At 66.8% G+C, this 17,629-nt stretch carries 17 protein-coding genes; 2 read left to right on the top strand and 15 right to left on the bottom strand.

What is annotated here, in order from left to right:
- Nucleotides 1-50: 50 nt before the first annotated feature.
- Genes BBX35_RS13485 through BBX35_RS13475 form a run of 3 tightly spaced genes read right to left on the bottom strand, consistent with a single transcriptional unit; the run spans nt 51 to nt 3,179 of the window.
- Nucleotides 51-1,040, bottom strand: coding sequence for an Hsp33 family molecular chaperone (locus BBX35_RS13485; RefSeq protein ID WP_067220946.1), 990 nt, complete (start codon nt 1,038-1,040; stop codon nt 51-53).
- 7 nt (nt 1,041-1,047) lie between these two features.
- The gene (gene argF / locus BBX35_RS13480; protein WP_067220943.1) at nt 1,048-1,980 is read right to left on the bottom strand and encodes an ornithine carbamoyltransferase; all 933 of its coding nucleotides are present in this window, start codon (nt 1,978-1,980) and stop codon (nt 1,048-1,050) included.
- A complete protein-coding gene (locus tag BBX35_RS13475) occupies nt 1,980-3,179 on the bottom strand; it encodes an aspartate aminotransferase family protein (protein WP_067220940.1) in 1,200 nt (399 codons plus the stop codon). Before BBX35_RS13475 ends, argF begins: the two co-directional genes overlap by 1 nt.
- Nucleotides 3,180-3,676: 497 nt before the next feature.
- On the opposite strand from BBX35_RS13475, the gene BBX35_RS13470 reads away from it, so the two are divergent.
- Complete coding sequence (locus BBX35_RS13470; RefSeq protein ID WP_067220937.1) at nt 3,677-4,219, top strand: GcrA family cell cycle regulator; 543 nt, start codon at nt 3,677-3,679, stop codon at nt 4,217-4,219.
- A gap of 143 nt (nt 4,220-4,362) precedes the next feature.
- On the opposite strand, the gene phoB is transcribed toward BBX35_RS13470, so the two are convergent.
- From phoB to BBX35_RS13435, 7 genes are all read right to left on the bottom strand, one after another.
- Complete coding sequence (phoB, locus tag BBX35_RS13465) at nt 4,363-5,061, bottom strand: phosphate regulon transcriptional regulator PhoB (RefSeq protein WP_067220934.1); 699 nt, start codon at nt 5,059-5,061, stop codon at nt 4,363-4,365.
- Between the two features lie 137 nt (nt 5,062-5,198).
- Nucleotides 5,199-5,909 (bottom strand): phosphate signaling complex protein PhoU, encoded by a 711-nt coding sequence (gene phoU / locus BBX35_RS13460; RefSeq protein ID WP_067220932.1) that lies wholly within the window; start codon nt 5,907-5,909, stop codon nt 5,199-5,201.
- Nucleotides 5,910-5,977: 68 nt separating this feature from the next.
- On the bottom strand, nt 5,978-6,766 hold the full coding sequence (gene pstB, locus BBX35_RS13455) for a phosphate ABC transporter ATP-binding protein PstB (RefSeq protein WP_228187195.1): 789 nt from the start codon (nt 6,764-6,766) through the stop codon (nt 5,978-5,980).
- A 25-nt stretch (nt 6,767-6,791) separates the two neighbouring features.
- Nucleotides 6,792-8,144, bottom strand: a complete 1,353-nt coding sequence (pstA, locus tag BBX35_RS13450; RefSeq protein ID WP_067220927.1) for a phosphate ABC transporter permease PstA — start codon at nt 8,142-8,144, stop codon at nt 6,792-6,794.
- Nucleotides 8,141-9,610, bottom strand: coding sequence for a phosphate ABC transporter permease subunit PstC (gene pstC / locus BBX35_RS13445; RefSeq protein WP_067220924.1), 1,470 nt, complete (start codon nt 9,608-9,610; stop codon nt 8,141-8,143). Before pstC ends, pstA begins: the two co-directional genes overlap by 4 nt.
- A gap of 83 nt (nt 9,611-9,693) precedes the next feature.
- Nucleotides 9,694-10,725 carry a substrate-binding domain-containing protein gene (locus tag BBX35_RS13440; RefSeq protein ID WP_067220920.1) on the bottom strand — a complete coding sequence of 344 codons (1,032 nt, stop codon included), beginning with the start codon at nt 10,723-10,725 and terminating at the stop codon, nt 9,694-9,696.
- Between the two features lie 109 nt (nt 10,726-10,834).
- A complete protein-coding gene (locus tag BBX35_RS13435; protein WP_067220917.1) occupies nt 10,835-12,244 on the bottom strand; it encodes an ATP-binding protein in 1,410 nt (469 codons plus the stop codon).
- 243 nt (nt 12,245-12,487) lie between these two features.
- Between BBX35_RS13435 and BBX35_RS13430 the strand changes: the two genes are divergently transcribed.
- The gene (locus tag BBX35_RS13430) at nt 12,488-13,096 is read left to right on the top strand and encodes a tetratricopeptide repeat protein (RefSeq protein ID WP_067220913.1); all 609 of its coding nucleotides are present in this window, start codon (nt 12,488-12,490) and stop codon (nt 13,094-13,096) included.
- Between the two features lie 2 nt (nt 13,097-13,098).
- Here the strand turns inward: BBX35_RS13430 and BBX35_RS13425 are convergent, their stop codons facing one another.
- The 5 genes from BBX35_RS13425 to BBX35_RS13405 all read right to left on the bottom strand — a co-directional run bounded on the left by BBX35_RS13425 (nt 13,099) and on the right by BBX35_RS13405 (nt 17,588).
- Nucleotides 13,099-13,809: a hypothetical protein gene (locus tag BBX35_RS13425; protein ID WP_067220911.1), complete on the bottom strand. Its 711-nt coding sequence runs from the start codon at nt 13,807-13,809 to the stop codon at nt 13,099-13,101.
- The gene (locus tag BBX35_RS13420; protein WP_067220907.1) at nt 13,806-14,291 is read right to left on the bottom strand and encodes an SRPBCC family protein; all 486 of its coding nucleotides are present in this window, start codon (nt 14,289-14,291) and stop codon (nt 13,806-13,808) included. The genes BBX35_RS13425 and BBX35_RS13420 overlap by 4 nt, the downstream gene beginning before the upstream one ends.
- Before the next feature lie 63 nt (nt 14,292-14,354).
- Complete coding sequence (locus tag BBX35_RS13415; protein WP_067220905.1) at nt 14,355-15,200, bottom strand: ABC transporter permease; 846 nt, start codon at nt 15,198-15,200, stop codon at nt 14,355-14,357.
- Nucleotides 15,197-16,498, bottom strand: coding sequence for an ABC transporter permease subunit (locus BBX35_RS13410; protein ID WP_067220902.1), 1,302 nt, complete (start codon nt 16,496-16,498; stop codon nt 15,197-15,199). Before BBX35_RS13410 ends, BBX35_RS13415 begins: the two co-directional genes overlap by 4 nt.
- Complete coding sequence (locus BBX35_RS13405) at nt 16,491-17,588, bottom strand: ABC transporter ATP-binding protein (protein ID WP_067220900.1); 1,098 nt, start codon at nt 17,586-17,588, stop codon at nt 16,491-16,493. The genes BBX35_RS13410 and BBX35_RS13405 overlap by 8 nt, the downstream gene beginning before the upstream one ends.
- Nucleotides 17,589-17,629: the final 41 nt, after the last annotated feature.

Raw genomic sequence — 17,629 nt, 5'->3', positions numbered from 1 at the left:
GGGACGGTTTGCGCCGCTTTTCGTACCCGGTCCGGCCCGCTAAAGGCGGATCAGAACTCGTCGGGGCTGTAGTCGTAGCGGGTGTTGCAGAAGCGGCAGGTCACCTCGATACGGCCCCCGACGGTCATGTCGTCGCGCTCTTCGGTGGTGAAACCCTTCAGCATGCCGCGGATGCGCTCGTCCGAGCAGCGGCAGCGGTCGGCGAGCGGCTGGGGCGCAAAGATGCGCACGCCGCGCTCGTGGAACAGGCGGAACAGCAACCGCTCGGCCGTCATGTCCGGGTCGCCGAGTTCGTCGTCGCGCAGGGTCTCGACCAGGGCGCGGGCCTCGCGCCAGGCGTCGTCTTCCTCGAACTCGTGCTCCAGCGCGCCTTCCGGCGCATCGCCCGGCGGCAGGTCGGCCTGGCGCATGCGCTCCGGCGCCTCGGGCAGGAACTGGGCGAGCACCCCGCCGGCCAGCCAGGAATGGCGGGGCTTGTCGCCGGCGCGGCGGTCCAGCACCTCGCCGACGGCAAGGCGCACGACGGTCGGGATCTGCTCGGACTGGGCGAAATAGCGATGCGCCACCTCTTCCAACGTGATGCCGTCCAGAGCGACGATACCTTGGTAGCGGTTCATCGCCGCGCCCTGATCGACTGTCATGGCGAGATGGCCGTGACCGAGCAGCGACGGCGTGTCCGTCTGCCCGGCCGCCTCGGCAGCCGCGACCGCATCGGCATCGAACTGGGCGCAACAGCGCAGGCCATCCGGTGTCTGGAAGTCGACGACAAGCATCGAGACCGGACCGTCGGTCGTCGTCTGCAGGGTGAAGCGCCCCTCGAACTTCAGCGAAGTACCGAGCAGGGCGACGAGCGTCGCCGCCTCGCCGAGCAGGCGCGAGACCGGCGCCGGATAGGCGTGACGCTCCAGAATGCGGTTGAGGACGGGACCGAGCATGACGGCGCGGCCGCGCACGTCCAGCGGCTCCACCGCGAAGGGAAGCACGGCATCGCGACCGGCCGGGGTGACGCCCAGCCGTTCCAGTTCGTCCTGAACGCTCATGTCTGTCCTATGCGTCCTGCAGGGCTCCCAGGCACCAGGCAAGGATGCCCTTTTGTGCGTGGAGCCGGTTTTCCGCCTCGTCGAAGACGACGGATTGCGGTCCGTCCATCACTTCCGAGGTCACCTCCTCGCCGCGATGGGCGGGCAGGCAATGCATGAATATGGCGCCGCTGTCGGCTTCCGCCATCAGGCGCTCGTTGACCTGATAGGGGCTGAGCAGATTGTGGCGGTCGCCGTCGTCGTCGCCCATGGATACCCAGCAGTCGGTGACGACGCAATCGACGCCCTTCACGGCCTCGAACGGATCGTCGGTGATGCGGATCTCGGCACCGGCCTTGCGGGCGGCGGCGATGAGTTCCGCCGGCGGAGCCAGCTGCGAGGGGGTCGCGATGTTGAGCGCGAAATCGAGCTTGGCCGCGGCATGCACCCAGGACGCCAGAACGTTGTTGCTGTCGCCGGTCCAGGCGACGCTGCGCCCGGCGATGCTGCCCTTGTGCTCCTCGAAGGTCAGCACGTCGGCCATGATCTGGCACGGGTGGGTGCGCTTGGTCAGGCCGTTGATGACCGGCACGGTGGCGTATTCGGCAAGCTCGGTCAGTGCATCGTGATCGAGGATGCGGATCATGATCGCGTCGACATAGCGCGACAGGACGCGGGCCGTGTCGGCGATGGTCTCGCCGCGGCCGAGCTGCATCTCGGCGCCGGTCAGCATCAGGGTCTCGCCGCCGAGCTCGCGCATGCCGACATCGAAAGAGATGCGGGTCCGGGTCGAGGGCTGTTCGAAGACCATGGCCAACACGCGGCCGGCCAGCGGACCGCCGCCCGACACGCGGACGGGGCCGCGCGCCTGCTTGATGCGGCGGCTGCCGTCCAGGATGAAGCGCAGCTCGCTGGCGTCGACGTCGGTAAGGTCGAGGAAGTGGCGCGGCTGGATGGTCATTACTCTGCAGCTCCCCGCTCGAGCCCGGCTTCCATGGCGGTGGCGGCCTGGTCGATCCGCGACACGGCCTCCTCGATCTCCGCCTCGGTGATGGTCAGCGGCGGCATGATGCGCAGGACGTTGTCGCCCGCGCCCACGGCCAGCACGCCGGCCTCGCGGAAATGCGACAGCAGCTCGGTGTTGATGACCCGGCACTTCAGGCCGAGCATGAGGCCCTTGCCGCGGATCTCCTCGAAGATCGCGGGATGACCGTCGACGACGGCGGCCAGCTTCTGCTTGAGCAGCAGGCCCTTCTTCTGGACGCTGTCGAGGAAACCGTCGGCCAGAACCACGTCGAGCACGGCATTGCCGACCGCCATGGCCAGCGGGTTGCCGCCATAGGTGGTGCCATGCGTGCCCGGCTTCATGCCGGAAGCCGCTTCCTCGGTCGCAAGACATGCGCCGAGCGGGAAACCGCCGCCGATGCCCTTGGCGACAGCCATGATGTCCGGCGTGATGCCCGCCCATTCATGTGCGAAGAGCTTGCCCGTACGCCCGACGCCGGTCTGCACCTCGTCGAGGATCAGCAGGATGCCCTTGTCGTCGCACAGGCGGCGCAGCTCGCGCAGATACTCGGTCGGCACCGGACGGATGCCTCCCTCGCCCTGGATCGGCTCAATCAGCAGGCCCGCGGTGGTGTCGCCGATGGCGGCGAGCAGCGCCTCATGGTCGCCGAACGGAACCTGGATGAAGCCCGGTGCCTTGGGGCCGAAGCCTTCCAGATACTTTTCCTGGCCGCCGGCGGCGATGGTCGCCAGCGTGCGGCCGTGGAAGGCGCCCTCGAAGGTGATGATGTCGATCCGCTCCGGCTCGCCCTTCGCATAGAAGTAGCGGCGCGCGGTCTTGATCGCGCATTCCAGCGCCTCGGCGCCGGAGTTGGTGCAGAACACCCGGTCTGCGAAGGTCGCCTGCGCCAGCTTGCGCGCGAACGCTTCCTGGCCCTCGATGGCATAGACGTTGGACACGTGCCACAGCTTGTCGGCCTGGTCCTTCAGCGCCTTGACGAGGCCGGGATGGGAGTGGCCGAGCGAATTGACGGCGATGCCGGCGGCGCAGTCGAGAAAGCGTCGGCCATCGGAGGTCTCCAGCCACACACCTTCGCCACGCACGAACTCCAGGTTCGCGCGGCTGTAGGTCTGATAGAGAGATGAGCCTTCCATGTCCTTCCTGCTCCCGTTGACCGGCTTGCCTGCCGGGGGAAATGCCTTGGCGGCCGGGCCGCCTTCGATCCCCTCGCCTGCTGTCGGAACGCTGCCGTCATGCCGCCGCAAAGAGCGGCAAGAACCGCCGACAGGCATCGCCGAAAGCAATTATGCCGCCCACGAGAGGCGGCACGGCGAGGAAGCCCCGTTATACACCGGGAGAGCGCGGGAAAGTCAACGGAATTGGCTATGCGCGCCGCTCGGGCGCCGGCAGGGCCAAAGTCGCCGGAAACGGCCTTTTCTGGGGAAAACCGTATCAATCCCCAGGTGAATCGCCCCCTCACCTTGAACCGCAAACCCGGCATATTGTAGCTTTGCAGTCAAGAAATACGAGATCTCGTGTATCCGACTCACAATAGCCTCAAAATCCGGCAATGAGCGGGGCACCCTCACGGTGTGCCGATAACCTTTTATTAACCAGATGTCGGGGCCCGATCAAACACGGAGTTGAGCGCATGTCCTGGACAAGCGAACGCGTCGACCTTCTCAAAAAGCTCTGGACCGACGGGCTGAGCGCCAGCCAGATCGCTGCAGAACTGGGCGGCGTGACCCGCAATGCGGTGATCGGCAAGGTCCACCGCCTCGGCCTGTCGGGACGCGCCAAGGCGGCGGCTCCCGCCCAGAAGGCGCGCGCCAAGCCGGCCAAGGGCGGCGCGGAGGAAGCGGCACAGGCCGCGACCCAGCAGCAGGGCGGCAACGCCCCTTCGGCACCGCAGACGGTGGGCGCCACCGCGCTGAAGATCGAGACCGCTCCGGTCGCGGCTCCCGCGCCGCAGGCCAAGCCGGTTGCCGAGCTGGTGCCGATCGCCAAGCGTGCGACGATCCTGACGCTGACCGAGCGGACCTGCAAATGGCCGATCGGCGACCCGACCAAGGAAGACTTCTACTTCTGCGGCCACCCGTCGAACCCGGGCGTTCCCTACTGCACCTATCATTGCCGCATCGCCTACCAGCCGGCGAGCGATCGCCGCCGCGACCGCAACGTCGCCAACGGCTGAGGCAACGCCCCGGCCCGTTTCCGGGGGCGCAGTTACGAGAAAGGCCCGCCTGCGGTATCCGCGGCGGGCCTTTTCGCATTCTGGTGCCGGTTCGCAGATAGACGGCGCGACAGCCGCTCAGGCGTTTCCGCTAGCTGCGGGTTTCAGGAGGCGGCGGCGAACTGGTCGTTGAAGGCATAGCCGGCGCCGCGCACGGTGCGGATCGGATCCGGCACCTTGCCGCGGTTGATGGCCTTGCGCAGGCGCCCCACATGTACGTCGACCGTGCGCTCGTCGACATAGACGTCATGGCCCCAGACGCCGTCGAGCAGCTGCTCGCGCGAGAAGACGCGCCCCGGCGAGGTCATCAGGAACTCCAGCAGGCGAAACTCGGTCGGGCCGAGATGGATCTCGCGGCCCGAGCGGCGCACCCGGTGGGTCTCCCGGTCGAGTTCCAGATCCCCCGCGCGCAGCAGCGAGGAGACGACCTCCGGCTTTGCCCGGCGCAGCATCGCGCGCACCCGCGCCATCAGCTCCGGGATCGAGAACGGCTTCACCACATAGTCGTCGGCACCGGTGGCAAGGCCGCGGATGCGCTCCTGCTCCTCGCCGCGGGCGGTGAGCATGATCACCGGCAGACGTTCCGTCTCGGCGCGCGAGCGCAGGCGGCGGCACAGTTCGATGCCGGACAGACCCGGCAGCATCCAGTCGAGAAGCAGCAGGTCCGGCTGGCTCTCGCGCAGGAGAAGATCGGCCTCGTCACCGCGCATGCAGGTCTCGACCGTGTAGCCCTCGGCCTCGAGATTGTAGCGCAGCATCATGATGAGAGGCTCTTCGTCCTCGACAATAAGGACCTTCGGCATGTCGGATACCCTTGTCCAATCGACCCGGCCGGGAGGCATCGGCGCGGCTTTTCGCTCGCGCCGCCTTGCCGGCTCTCGTTGTCAGCGGCGGCGGACGGCAGGGCCGTCCGCGCCATCGTCAGGTTGCCAGGGCGCCCTCAGGACGCGGTATCGGTCTCGATGCCGGTCTCGTCGACCTTCTGACGCTCGTCGGTCGGCAGCACACCGGTCGACATGTACATGACGTTCTCGGCGATGTTGGTCGCATGATCGCCGATGCGCTCGATGTTCTTGGCGCAGAACAGCAGATGGGCGCAGACCGAAATCTGGCGCGGATCCTCCATCATGTAGGTGAGGAGTTCGCGGAAGATCGAAGTGTAGAGCGCGTCGACCTCGTCGTCGCGGTCGCGCACGGAGGCCGCCGCCACGCCGTCCCGGCCGGCATAGGCATCGAGCACATCCTTGAGCTGGCTCTGGGCGAGCTCGGTCATGTGCTCCACGCCGAGGGCAAACTTCTTGGAGTCGAAGGTACCCTCGATGGCGATGACGCGCTTGGCGACGTTCTTGGCGAGATCGCCGACGCGCTCAAGGTCGTTGGAGATGCGCATTGCCGAGATCACGTCGCGCAGGTCGCTGGCGACCGGCTGACGGCGGGCGATGATCAGGATCGCCTGCTCCTCGATCTCGAACTGCAGGGCATCGACCCGCTTGTCCTGTGCGATCACGCGGCGGGCAAGCTCCTTGTCCATGCGCACCAGGGCCTGCACGGAATCGTTCAGCATCATCTCGGCGAGGCCGCCCATCTCCGACACCCGGCCGGCGACTTCCTTCAGCTCCTCGTCGAACGACGAAACGGTATGTTGGCTCATGTATCTTCTCCATTCGGGGCGCGGCAAGGTGCACGCGTCATCCCGTCAGTTCCCGCGGCTGGTCCAGACTAGCCGAAGCGGCCGGTGATGTAGTCCTGGGTGCGCTTGTCCCGGGGGTTGGTGAAGATGTCGTTCGTCGCCCCTTCCTCGACCAGGTTGCCGAGGTGGAAGAAGGCCGTGCGCTGCGAGACGCGGGCGGCCTGCTGCATGGAGTGGGTGACGATGACGATCGTGTAGTTCTCGCGCAGCTCGTCGATCAGCTCCTCCACCTTGGCGGTGGCGATGGGATCGAGGGCCGAGCAGGGCTCGTCCATCAGGATCACTTCCGGGCTGACGGCGATGGCGCGGGCAATGCACAGGCGCTGCTGCTGGCCGCCGGACAGGCCGGTGCCCGGCTCGTCGAGGCGGTCCTTCACCTCGTTCCACAGGCCGGCCTTCTGCAGGCTGGAGGCGACGATCTCCTCCAGCGCCGCCTTGTTGCGGGCCAGGCCATGGATGCGCGGGCCGTAGGCGATGTTGTCGAAGATCGACTTGGGGAACGGGTTCGGCTTCTGGAACACCATGCCGACCTTGGCGCGCAGCTGCACAGGGTCGACCTTGGGGTCGTAGATGTCCTCTCCGTCGATCAGGATGTTGCCCTCGACGCGGCAGACGTCGATCGTGTCGTTCATCCGGTTGATGCAGCGAAGGAAGGTCGACTTGCCGCAGCCCGACGGGCCGATGAAGGCGGTGACCGTCTTCTCCTCGATGCGGATGCTCACATCCTTGATGGCGTGGGTGTCGCCGTAGAAGACCTGGACCTTCTCGGCTGAAATCTTGGCCTCGTTCATGGCGGCGACTTTCTCAGGCTTGGTCATTTGGTTCATGGCTTGGAAAGCCCCCTTACCAGCGACGCTCGAAACGACGGCGCAGGATGATCGCGACGATGTTCATGGTCATGAGGAACAGCAGCAGGACGATGATGCCGCCCCATGCCCGCTCGTAGAAGGCCGGGTCCGCGCGCTTGGCCCACTCGTAGATCTGGGCCGGCATGGCCGAGTTCGGATCGAGGAAGCCGGAGGCGAGGCTGCCGGGGTAGTTGGAAGCGATGAAGCCGACCATGCCGATGAGCAGCAGCGGCGCGGTCTCGCCGAGTGCCTGGGCAAGGCCGATGATGGTGCCGGTGAGGATGCCGGGTGCGGCCAGCGGCAGCACATGGTGGAACACCGACTGCATCTTGGAGGCGCCGACACCCAGCGCTGCATCCCGGATCGACGGCGGCACCGCCTTCAGCGAGGCACGTGTCGAGATGATGATGGTCGGCAGCGTCATCAGCGTCAGGACCAGGCCACCGACGATCGGTGCCGACTGCGGCAGGTGTGCGAACTGGATGAACGCCGCAAGGCCGAGGATACCGAAGACGATGGAAGGCACCGCCGCCAGGTTCGAGATGTTGACCTCGATCAGGTCGGTGAAGCGGTTCTTCGGTGCGAATTCCTCAAGATAGATCGAAGCGGCGACACCGATGGGCAGCGACAGGAACAACACCACCAGCATCATGTAGAGCGAGCCGATCATCGACACGCCGATGCCTGCCTGCTCGGGACGCGAGTCGGAGGCGTCGGACCCGGTGATGAAGTCCATGTTGAAGCGCTTCTCGACGACACCCTTGTCGGCCATCTGGTCGACCAAGTCGAGATGGGCGGCATCGAGGTTCTTGTCGTTGACGAGCGCTTCGCGGGTGACGCGTCCCTTGAGGTAGCCGTCGACCCGCGAGGACGCCAGCAGCTCGAACGTCACCGTCTCGCCGATGCGGCCCGGATTGGCGAGCACGAAGCTGCGCACCTGGGCGGCGGCGCCGGAGGACAGTATCTTGCGCAGGTCCGCCGGCTTCATGTCGGTGGAGATGCCGGCGCGGCCCAGCTCCGCGACGAGAGCCTGGTCGATCATCGCATTGTAGCGCGACGTCTTGACGATGGAGGCTTCCGCCTGCTCCACCGCGCTCTTTTCCAGCGTCACCGGAACGGAGACGAAGGTCTGGTTGAAGGCGGTGAGGCCGTTGCTGAAGATGGCGTAGAGAAGCGCCACCAGGAAGAACAGGCCGATCAGGATCGCAACGATGCCGTAGATCTTGAAGCGGCTCTCGGCGGCATTGCGGCGGCGCGTCAGGGCGTCGACCTCGAGCAGCGACGTCTTCTTGCGGACGGCCTGCCCGGCTTCCTTGCCCGCGGGATAGCTCATGGCCGTGTCGGTCATTCGTACTGCTCCCGGTATTTGCGCACGATGTAGAGCGCGAAGATGTTCAGCCCCAGCGTGACCACGAAGAGGGTCATGCCCAGCGAGAAGGCGACCAGGGCCTCGGGGGAGGCGAAGTCGGCATCGCCGGTGAGCTGGCTGACGATCTTGGCGGTGACGGTGGTCATCGCCTCGAAAGGGTTGAGGCTCAGCTTGGCTGCGGCGCCCGCACCCAGCACCACGATCATGGTCTCGCCGATGGCGCGCGAGGCGGCGAGCAGGATGGCGCCGACGATGCCCGGAAGAGCGGCCGGCAGGATCACCTGCTTCACCGTCTCCGAATGGGTGGCGCCGAGACCGAGGGAGCCATCACGCATGGCCTGCGGAACGGCGTTGATGATGTCGTCGGACAGCGAGCTGACGAAGGGGATCAGCATGATGCCCATCACCAGACCGGCGGTCATGACCGCCGTGCCGCCGGCCATCCAGTTGACGCCGAGCAGGCCGCCATTGCCGAAGACGTCGACCAGCAACGGGCCGACCGTGAGCAGCGCGAAAAGGCCGTAGACGATGGTGGGGATGCCGGCGAGCACCTCCAGCAGCGGCTTGGCCACGGCGCGGACAGCCGGGGTGGCATACTCGGAGAGATAGATCGCCGCGAAGAGGCCGACGGGAACCGAGACCGCCAGGGCGATCAGCGAGATGTAGAGCGTTGCCCAGATCAGCGGCACGATGCCGAGCTCGGAGCCGCCGCCGAAGCTCGGGCTCCAGGTCAGACCGAAGAAGAAGTCGGCCGCCGGGTAGAGGCGGAAGAACTCGACCGTGTTGAAGATCAGCGACAATGCGATGCCGACGGTCGTCAGGACAGCGATGGAGGCGGCTGCGATGAGGATCCACCGCACGACCCGCTCCACGGAGTTGCGGGCGCGAAAATCCTTGTTGGAGCGCTGCCAGGCCCAGGCCGCGCCGAGAACGGCAAGGCCGAGAACCACGATGGCCCGGCCGAGGTCGCCAAGGCCGGACAACTCGCGGTAGCGCTGTGCAGCGTGCAGGGTCTCGGAGGTGACGTCCGAGCCGAGCGCGACGCCGACCTGACCGAGACGGTCGCGCACGTCGGTGAATTCGGTGCGGATCGATCCCGCCTGCTCGGAGGTGAGAGCGCCGGCAGCAACCGCGGTATCAAGTCCCTCGGCGACGCGGCGCACGTCGCTCATCACCAGGTCCAGAGAACTCTGGTCGATGGAAGCCTGCGAGATCATCGACGACACCTGGCCGTTGATCACCACGGGCTGGATGGCAAGCCAGAGCACGAGGGCGAGAAAGGCCGGGATCATCGCGGCGAGCGCAACGTTCCAGCCATAATATCCGGGAAGGGAATGCAGCAGGCGGATGTCTCCGCCGGCGCTGGCCATCGCCCGGCCGCGACCCAGAACGAAGCCGGCCGCCGCAAGGGCAAGTATCACGAGAACGATCAGCGGCAAGGACATGAGGCTGAAAATCCGGAGCTCGGGGAAGAAAAAGGGGACGGCAAAGCCCTGAAAGGCGCCGCCCCCTTGCTAGTCCGACCGGCTCAGTGCGTGAGCGTGGTCTCGGAGGCGACCGCTTCCTGGACCTTGGCCAGCTCCGGGTCGGAGACCAGGCCGTACTGGGCCAGCGGGCCATCCGGACCGGCCAGCTCGTCGGAGACGAAGAACTGGGCGAACTCCTTCAGGCCCGGGATCACGCCGATGTGCGCCTTCTTGACGTAGAAGAACAGCGGGCGGGAAACCGGGTACTCGCCGGAAGCGATCGACTGGGTCGAGGGGACCACGTCCGACATGGTCGCGACCTTCAGCTTGTCGGTGTTGTTCTCGTAGAAGGCGAGACCGAACACGCCGATGCCGGCCTTGTTGGCGTCGAGACGGGCGAGCGTCTCGGTGTAGTCGCCATCGATGTCAACCGAACGGCCGTCGGTGCGAAGCGTGATGCACTTCTTCGCAGCTTCCTTCTTGTCCATGCCGCCGTCGACGAGGGCCTTGAGCGCGCCGCTGTCTTCGCAGCCCTGCATCATGACCTTCTCTTCGAAGACTTCACGGGTGCCGTGCTTGGTGCCCGGGACGAACGCCTGGATTTCCTGCTCCGGCAGGGCGTCGTTGACCTGCTTCCAGGTCGTGGCGGAGTTGGCAGCGAGCTTGCCGTCGACGACGACTTCGGCGGCGAGCGCCTTGTACCAGTCGGTCGGGGTGAAGGCGAAGTCGGCGCCATTGATGTCCGAGGCGAAGACGATGCCGTCATAGCCGATGCGGACTTCCATGATGTCGGTCACGCCGGCTTCGGCGCAGGCCTTGATCTCGCTCTCGCGGATGGGACGCGACGCGTTGGCGATGTCGATGGTGTTCTCGCCGACGCCGGTGCAGAACTTCTTCAGGCCGGCCGAGGAGCCGCCCGACTCGACCACCGGGGTCGGGAAGTCGGTGTTCTCGCCGAAGGCCTCGGCAACGATGGAGGCGTAGGGAAGAACCGTCGAGGAGCCGGCGATCTGGATCTGGTCGCGAGCGATGGCGGCGCCAGCGAAGGCGACCGAAGCGACCGCGGTCGCGCTGAGAAGAGCTTTGATGTTCACCTGACCTCTCCCTGGATTTCAGGATTTCTCACGTTGCCTCGCAGACTTATTCCCGCGAGGTCGAGGGCACCCTAGTCCTAGCCCGTGATGCTTATATGAAGGTCTGGTATCAGTTTTGTGACAGGCCAACGCCTTGACCGGAAAAGGCTTTCAGATCCCCGGCAGGCACTTCGGCGTCCTTTGCGACAGGGAATCTGACAGTGAAGACCGCCCCCTTGCCGGGTGCGCTGTCGATCTCGAGCCTTGCCTTGTGACGGGTCAGGATGTGCTTGACGATGGCGAGCCCGAGGCCGGTTCCCTTGGTTTCGCGGCTGCGGGACGCATCCACGCGGTAGAACCGCTCCGTCAGCCGCGGCAGGTGCTCGGCCGCGATTCCGGGACCGAAATCGCGCACGCTCATGACGAACGTCCCGCCGGTCCGCCCGCCCTCGCCCGGCTGCGGCGCAAGGCTCAGCCGAATCTCTACCTTCTTGCCGGTGACGCCATACTTGATGGCGTTCCCGACAAGGTTCTCAATCACCTCGATCAGCTCGTCCCGGTCGGCCCGCACCGGGCAGGCAGTCTCCGGCGTCTCGATGTCGAGCACCACGCCGGCCTCGTCGGCGACGGGCTTGAGCGCGTCGCAGGCCTGGCGCAGCAGGGAGGCGAGATCGAGCACGGTCTCCGGCTGGACATGCGCCTTCAGCTCGATGCGCGACAGGGACAGCAGGTCGTCGATCAGCCGGCGCATGCGGTCGCCCTGCTGCAGCATGATCGACAGGAATCGCTCGCGCGCCACGGGATCGTCACGCGCCGGGCCTTGCAGCGTCTCGACGAAACCGGTGAGCGAGGCCAGCGGCGTGCGCAGCTCGTGGCTGGCATTGGCGACGAAGTCGGCCCGCATGCGCTCCAGCCGACGCTGCTCGGTCAGATCCTGCAGGGTCACCAGAACGAAGCGCCCTGCCCCGCCGGCAGCGCCGGCACGGGCCGGTTCGCCGGGCTGCGAAACCAGCTCCGCAACCGGGGTGACATAGGCCTCGAGCCAGCTTTCGGTCGGAACGCGCTCGCTCCATTCGATCCGTTGTGCCGGACCGCCCGCCATCACCTTGTCGAGCGCCTCCAGAAGAACCGGCACGCGCAGGCGAAGGGAGATCGGGTCGCCCGGCAGCGGATCGCCGAAGCGCACGCGCGCCGCCCGGTTGACGTAGCGGGTGATGCCGCGGCGGTCGACGATGAAGCAAGGATTGGGGAGCGCATCGGCGAGCTGCTTCATTCCTGTCTCCGGCCAGGGCGTCAGCGAGCGGGCCTCGCGGCGGCGGCGGGTGACAAGAAGGCGGCGCGGGGGAGGAATGATCGCGGCGAGCAGCAGAAGCGCCCCGCCACCGGCAACAAGCAGAAGCGGCACCCGGGCAACGAAGACGGCAAGCACGGCAACGGCGGCGACAGAGACCAGCACCCAGCGCTGCTCCGCGATGCGCTCGCGAAGCCGGCTGCGCAGGCCGGGACGCGCTGCGGGGCGCTCTGTCGTGTCGTCGCTCATTCCGGTCGCCGGTTGCGTGTTTCGGTTTGTCGTCCGGCGGTTACGCCCGCGGGGCGGCGGAAAGACGCTGAGCGGAGCGGCCGGAAACGGGACGCCCTGAATAGCATGGTCAACATGACAGCCCCAAGACGGAAACCGAAGACGGGAAACAATCGGGCATGCGGCTTTGCGAACCCCCTCGCGGATGTTATCTGCCAAAGGACGCATCGCCCGGCGGGCACGATGCCTGGGAGGTTTGGCGCAATGACACCGGCCAAGGCGGCAGAGCTGCTACCGCAGGCGCTGGCAGCACAGGACTGGGAGACGGCTCGCAAGGCCCTGAAGCGCCTGCTGCGGGCCGATGCCGGCAATGCCTCGCTCCACTACAATCTCGGTCTGGTCCTCCGCCGCCTCGGCGAGGCGGATGCTGCGGAGGCGAGCTTCGCGGCCGCCCTCAAGCTCGCGCCGGACCATCTCAACGCCCTGTTCGAGAAGGCCGCCGCCGCAATGGATGCCGGCCGGCATGAGGTCGCGGAAGCCGGCTTTGCGCTCTATGTCGGGAAAGCCCCGCAGGATGCGGATGGATGGTTGAACCTTGCCCGGCTGCGCCTGCGCCGCGGTGCGGCGGGTGAGGCCGAACAAGCCTTCGACCGAGTGCTGGCGTTGCGCCCCTCCGACAAGGATGCGGCCATCGGCAAGGCCGAAGCCGGACTGCGGCTCGGACGGCCGGAGGCGAGTTCCAGCCTGCGAGCGCTTTTCGCCGAACTGCCGGGCGAGCGACCTCGCCTGCTCAAGGCGATGAGCCAGGGCCCGCGCGGGACCATCCCGCTTTCGAGCCTTGCATTGACGGGAAAGCAATCTGAAGCCGTCTGAAGCTACCGCCCGCGCGGCGCGCGAAAGCTCTTCCGGTAAAGCCCCGGGTCCTGCTGCAGGCCGTCCTGCACCTTGAGATGCCGGGCGAGTTCGCCCCTGTCCATCGCGCGGATGTCCAGCTCCAGCACCTCCCGGCGGATCGGAAAGGCCTGCGCGACCGGCGTGCCGGCCGGCAGGCGCCCCGAGAAGTCCGCATCCTGCCAGATGGCCGGGAAATGGACGAAGCCGTCGCGATAGCGGTCGCAATCGACAAGGCCGGCCAGCGTGCGGAACGGCAGATCCTCGCGGTTGAGCGGATGGGTGAAGAGCAGAGACACGCCTTCCGGCGCCTCGACGGTCCAGAAGTTGGTGAACTTGAGCACGAACTGCCCATCGGGAAGCCCGAAAGGCAGCCCTTGCGCCTGTTCCGGCACATGCAGGCCGACGGGCGAGCGCGTCTGGCGCGCAGTCTCGGTGACCGGCGGCGACCAGTCCCATGAGATCTCGCCGCCCGCAATGTCGAGATCGGCAGCAAGGCGGAACATCACCCCTTGGGCCAAGGCGTCGATCAGCGGCGGGCAATGCTTGAACGTGCGCACCTCCGCCCCGCCCAGAACCTCGCTGGCAACGAGCGAGGGCGCTGCCTTCAGCCACTCCGGGAGGCTGGCGCGCGCTGGAACCGGTTCCGGCACATGGCCGGCCAGCTCCTGCAAGCAGCGGAAGGAGAGCTTCATCGCCGCGCCGGGCGGACCCTCGCGGCCGCCTCCAGCGCCTCGAGACAGGTAGGCCAGCCTTGTGCAGACGCCATCGCCTCGCGATAGGCGATGCCGTCCTCGCCATGGCGCAGGAAGTCGCCATGGGTGAGCTCGATGCGGGTGCCGTCTGCCATCTGGCGGAATTCGATCATCACGCGGCTGGCCGCGGCAGGATCCGGCACCGGCTTGCGATCGAACGAAATCTGCCAGGCCAGGCGTACGTAGAGCGGGCGCTCGATGGACAGGACCGTACCCCACACGATGCGAGTGCCGCCGGGCATCCGCTCGGTGCAGGCGCCGCCCGCGACGGGCTCGATGGAGAGATCGGCCGCGGGATCGCGCGAGAACGTGTACTCGTGCGGCCACCATTCGCCGATACGGTCGACCAGAAGATCGAAGGCCGCTTCGCGTGCCAGCGGAAGCGTGCGTTCGAAGACGATGGGCCCGTCCCTGTCGGACATGTCAGCTCCCGAATGAATCGCCGGAAGAAAGGACCTCAGGGTCGCAGTCGACCGGCCGATGCGTCAACCATTGCCCGAGCGCCGCTTGGCCAGCACCCAAGCTGTCGCCGCGGCAACGGTGATGACGACGAAGATCACGCCGATCACGTTGATCATCGGCGACAGGCCGAAGCGCATGCGCGCGCCGATCTCGGTGACGAGCGTCCAGCTGGAGCCGATCGCGAAGAACGTCGTGTTGTAGTTCTCGATCGACTGCAGGAACGAGATCAGGGCGGCGGTCAGGACGGTCGGCATCAGGAACGGCAGCGTGATGCGGCGGAACACGAAGACCGAGGACGCGCCGAGGTCGAGGGCCGCCTCTTCCAGCGCGCGGTCCTGACGCTGCAGGCGCGCCATGAACATCAGCATGCAGTAGGACGCGATGAAGGCCGCTTGCGCGATGGCCGCGGTGAAGAGCCCCGCCTCCATCCCGAAGGCATCGCGCCAGAAGATCATGGTGGTGGCGCCGAGCACGATGCCGGGCGTGAGGATCGGCGAGACCAGCACGGTATAGAGCAGCGTCGAGGCGCGCGACTGCAGCCGCGTCAGGATCAGCGCTCCTGCAAGGCCGAGCGGGATCGAGATGACGATGACGCCGCCGGCAATCGCCAGCGAATGCAACAGGCCCTGCACGAAGCGTGCGTCCTGCGGCAGTTCCTCGAACCATTTCAGCGTGAAGCCCTGCCAGTCGGTGACGGACGGCGTCGGATTGGCGTTGAACGCGGCCGCGACCATGAACATCAACGGCAGGAACATGTAGGCGAAGAACAGCAGCAGGTAGCCGGACAGCACCGCGTCCGACCAGTCCCTGGTCCGGCGACGGCGCGGCGCCACGCCGCCAGCGGCGCGTTCTGCGGTGGCGACGGTCATTTCGCGATGTCCCTGATACCGACGCGGAAGACGGCCATGTTGATGAGAATGAAGACGATGCAGGCAACGAGCAGCGCCAGCGAATAGGCCGCGCCCTCGTTCCACGAGCCCGCCTCGAAGAAGCGGCGGTAGATCACCTGCGCGAACCAGTCGGGATGCAGGCCGCGGCCGACGATCTCCGGCACGGCGATGGAGCCGGCGGACAGCATGAAGGTCATGATCGCGCCGACGGCGATGCCCGGCTTGGCATGGGGCAGCACGACGCGCCAGTGGATCCGCCAGGTGGAGCTGCCGAGATCGCGCGCCGCCTCGATCTGGTTTTTGTCCAGCGTGTCGATGGTGTTGTAGATCGGGAACACCATGAAGAGCACATAGGCGTAGACCATCACCGTGAACACGGCGCCGTTGGAGGCGACGAAGCGCACGCCCTCGCCCGCCTGCATGTCGATCAGGCCGATGGCATCAAGGACGCCGTTGAGAATGCCCTGCTTCTCCAGGATCATCACCCAGGAAAAGATGCGCAGCAGCTCGTTGATCGCGTAGGGAATGACCAGGCCGAGCATCATCAGCGCCACCTTGTTGGCGCTCTTGGCCGTCGCGGCGGCGTAGGCGACCGGGTAGCACACGACGAAGGACAGCAGCGTCACGCAGAGCGCGTAGACGATGGTCGAGAGAAAGATGCGGAAGTGCAGCTCGCTCATGTTGGTGAAGTTCTTCGCCGAGTAGCTCTCGGTGATGCCGGCGGTCGAGGTCAGCTCGGCCTCCTGCACTTCCAGTTCGGCGATGCGGGCCTGAAGACCGGCCTTCTCCTCCTCCAGGGCAGCGATGCGCGCCTCGATCTCCTCGCGCGGCAAGGTTTCCTGCGGCGGGGCGAAGGGGCTCGGAGCAACGCCTGGCGTGGGGGTTGCCGGAGAGGGCGTTGACAGCGAGGGCGCGGAGAGCGACGGGCTGGGTGCCGCGGGCAGCGAGGGCGTCAACGAGGGGGACGGCGTAAGCGAAGGCGAGGGCGTGAGCGAAGGCGTCGGCAACCCACCGGACGGTGCCGCATCGCTTGCCTCGTCGGCCGCGAGCTGGCCCTTGAGATCCCGCAGATCGATATCGATGTCGAAGACGCGGGTATAGGCGCGGTCGATCTCGAGCGACAGGTTGGCCGCATCGCCCGACCGGTCGACATAGGTAAAGGCGCGCTCGATCATGCGGGCCTGCGGCAACACGATCAGCATGGCGATCCACACGGCGGTCAGCGCCAGGAAGATCCCGGTCAGGCCCTTGCCGTAGCTCTTGACCAGACTATTCACGGGCAAGCTCCCCGACTGGCATGACGATCGCATCGGTGGGGCGGAAGCCCAGATCCGTCTCGCCGGACGCGAGCGAGGACGCCGCGTCGCCGGAGTTCGGCAGATGCACCGTCACCGGGGCATCGCCGGCCCGGCAATGCAGGTTGACGAAAGGCCCTTCAAGGTCGCGGCGCTCGATGGTGGCGCGCAGCCGGTTGCGAGGCTCGGTGCCGGCGCCGGCCGTACCCAGCCCCATCCGCTCGGGGCGCACGAAGATCATGACCTCGTCGCCGACACCGGCCTTGCCGCGCAGGCGGGCGAGCATCTCGCCCTGGGGCGTGTCGACGCGCGCGACCTCACCGTCCACTCCGGACAGGCGGCCGCGGAAGACGTTCTGCTCGCCGACGAAGCTCGCGACGAAAGGAGTTGCCGGCAGGTTGTAGATCTCGTCGGACGTGGCGACCTGCTCGACCACACCGCGGTTCATCACCGCCACGCGGTCGGACATGGTCAGGGCCTCGCCCTGGTCGTGGGTGATGTAGATGAAGGTGACGCCGGTCTTGCGCTGCAGGTCCTTGAGCTCGCTGCGCATGTGCTGGCGAAGCTTGAGATCGAGGGCGGAGAGCGGCTCGTCGAGCAGCAGCACGGCCGGCTCGACCGCAAGCGCCCTGGCGATGGCGACGCGCTGGCGCTGACCGCCGGACAGCTCGGTCGGCTTCTTCTCGCCCTGGCCGGTCAGTGCGACCATGGCCAGCAGTTCCTCGGCGCGTTCGCGGCGCACCTTCTTCGGCACGCCCCGCGCCTCGAGGCCGAAGGCAACGTTTTCCCAAACGCTCATCAAGGGAAAGAGCGCAAGGTTCTGGAAGATCAGCGCAGTCGGACGGGCATTGGGGCGGATGCCGGCCATGCTCTTCCCGCCGATCCGCACGTCGCCCGCGGTCGGGTCGAGAAACCCGGAAATCATCCGCAGGATGGTGGTCTTTCCGCAGCCCGAGGGACCGAGAATGGAGAAGAACTCCCCGGCATTGATCGTCAGGTCGGTCGGTTGAACGGCGGTGAAATCGCCGAAGCCCATCGACACCCCGTCGAGGACGACGTCTTGTCCGTGCATTGGCCCCTCGTCTGGCACGTGGCCCGGCCCCGAAAGCGCGC

This window comes from Stappia indica (genome assembly GCF_001696535.1).
Taxonomy (GTDB): domain Bacteria; phylum Pseudomonadota; class Alphaproteobacteria; order Rhizobiales; family Stappiaceae; genus Stappia; species Stappia indica.
The sequence above is the reverse complement of the archived record's forward strand: the minus strand, read 5'-3'. Positions and strand labels throughout refer to the sequence as shown.

Excerpts from the sequence above, each read along its gene's own strand:
- BBX35_RS13475 (WP_067220940.1), bottom strand. The coding sequence starts at position 3,179 with ATGGAAGGCTCATCTCTCTATCAGACCTACAGCCGCGCGAACCTGGAG.
- argF (WP_067220943.1), bottom strand. The coding sequence starts at position 1,980 with ATGACCATCCAGCCGCGCCACTTCCTCGACCTTACCGACGTCGACGCC.
- pstA (WP_067220927.1), bottom strand. The coding sequence starts at position 8,144 with ATGACCGACACGGCCATGAGCTATCCCGCGGGCAAGGAAGCCGGGCAG.
- BBX35_RS13415 (WP_067220905.1), bottom strand. The coding sequence starts at position 15,200 with ATGACCGTCGCCACCGCAGAACGCGCCGCTGGCGGCGTGGCGCCGCGC.
- BBX35_RS13425 (WP_067220911.1), bottom strand. The coding sequence starts at position 13,809 with ATGAAGCTCTCCTTCCGCTGCTTGCAGGAGCTGGCCGGCCATGTGCCG.
- BBX35_RS13485 (WP_067220946.1), bottom strand. The coding sequence starts at position 1,040 with ATGAGCGTTCAGGACGAACTGGAACGGCTGGGCGTCACCCCGGCCGGT.
- BBX35_RS13435 (WP_067220917.1), bottom strand. The coding sequence starts at position 12,244 with ATGAGCGACGACACGACAGAGCGCCCCGCAGCGCGTCCCGGCCTGCGC.
- pstB (WP_228187195.1), bottom strand. The coding sequence starts at position 6,766 with ATGACCAAGCCTGAGAAAGTCGCCGCCATGAACGAGGCCAAGATTTCA.
- BBX35_RS13470 (WP_067220937.1), top strand. The coding sequence starts at position 3,677 with ATGTCCTGGACAAGCGAACGCGTCGACCTTCTCAAAAAGCTCTGGACC.
- BBX35_RS13420 (WP_067220907.1), bottom strand. The coding sequence starts at position 14,291 with ATGTCCGACAGGGACGGGCCCATCGTCTTCGAACGCACGCTTCCGCTG.
- BBX35_RS13405 (WP_067220900.1), bottom strand. The coding sequence starts at position 17,588 with ATGCACGGACAAGACGTCGTCCTCGACGGGGTGTCGATGGGCTTCGGC.
- BBX35_RS13430 (WP_067220913.1), top strand. The coding sequence starts at position 12,488 with ATGACACCGGCCAAGGCGGCAGAGCTGCTACCGCAGGCGCTGGCAGCA.
- phoU (WP_067220932.1), bottom strand. The coding sequence starts at position 5,909 with ATGAGCCAACATACCGTTTCGTCGTTCGACGAGGAGCTGAAGGAAGTC.
- pstC (WP_067220924.1), bottom strand. The coding sequence starts at position 9,610 with ATGTCCTTGCCGCTGATCGTTCTCGTGATACTTGCCCTTGCGGCGGCC.
- phoB (WP_067220934.1), bottom strand. The coding sequence starts at position 5,061 with ATGCCGAAGGTCCTTATTGTCGAGGACGAAGAGCCTCTCATCATGATG.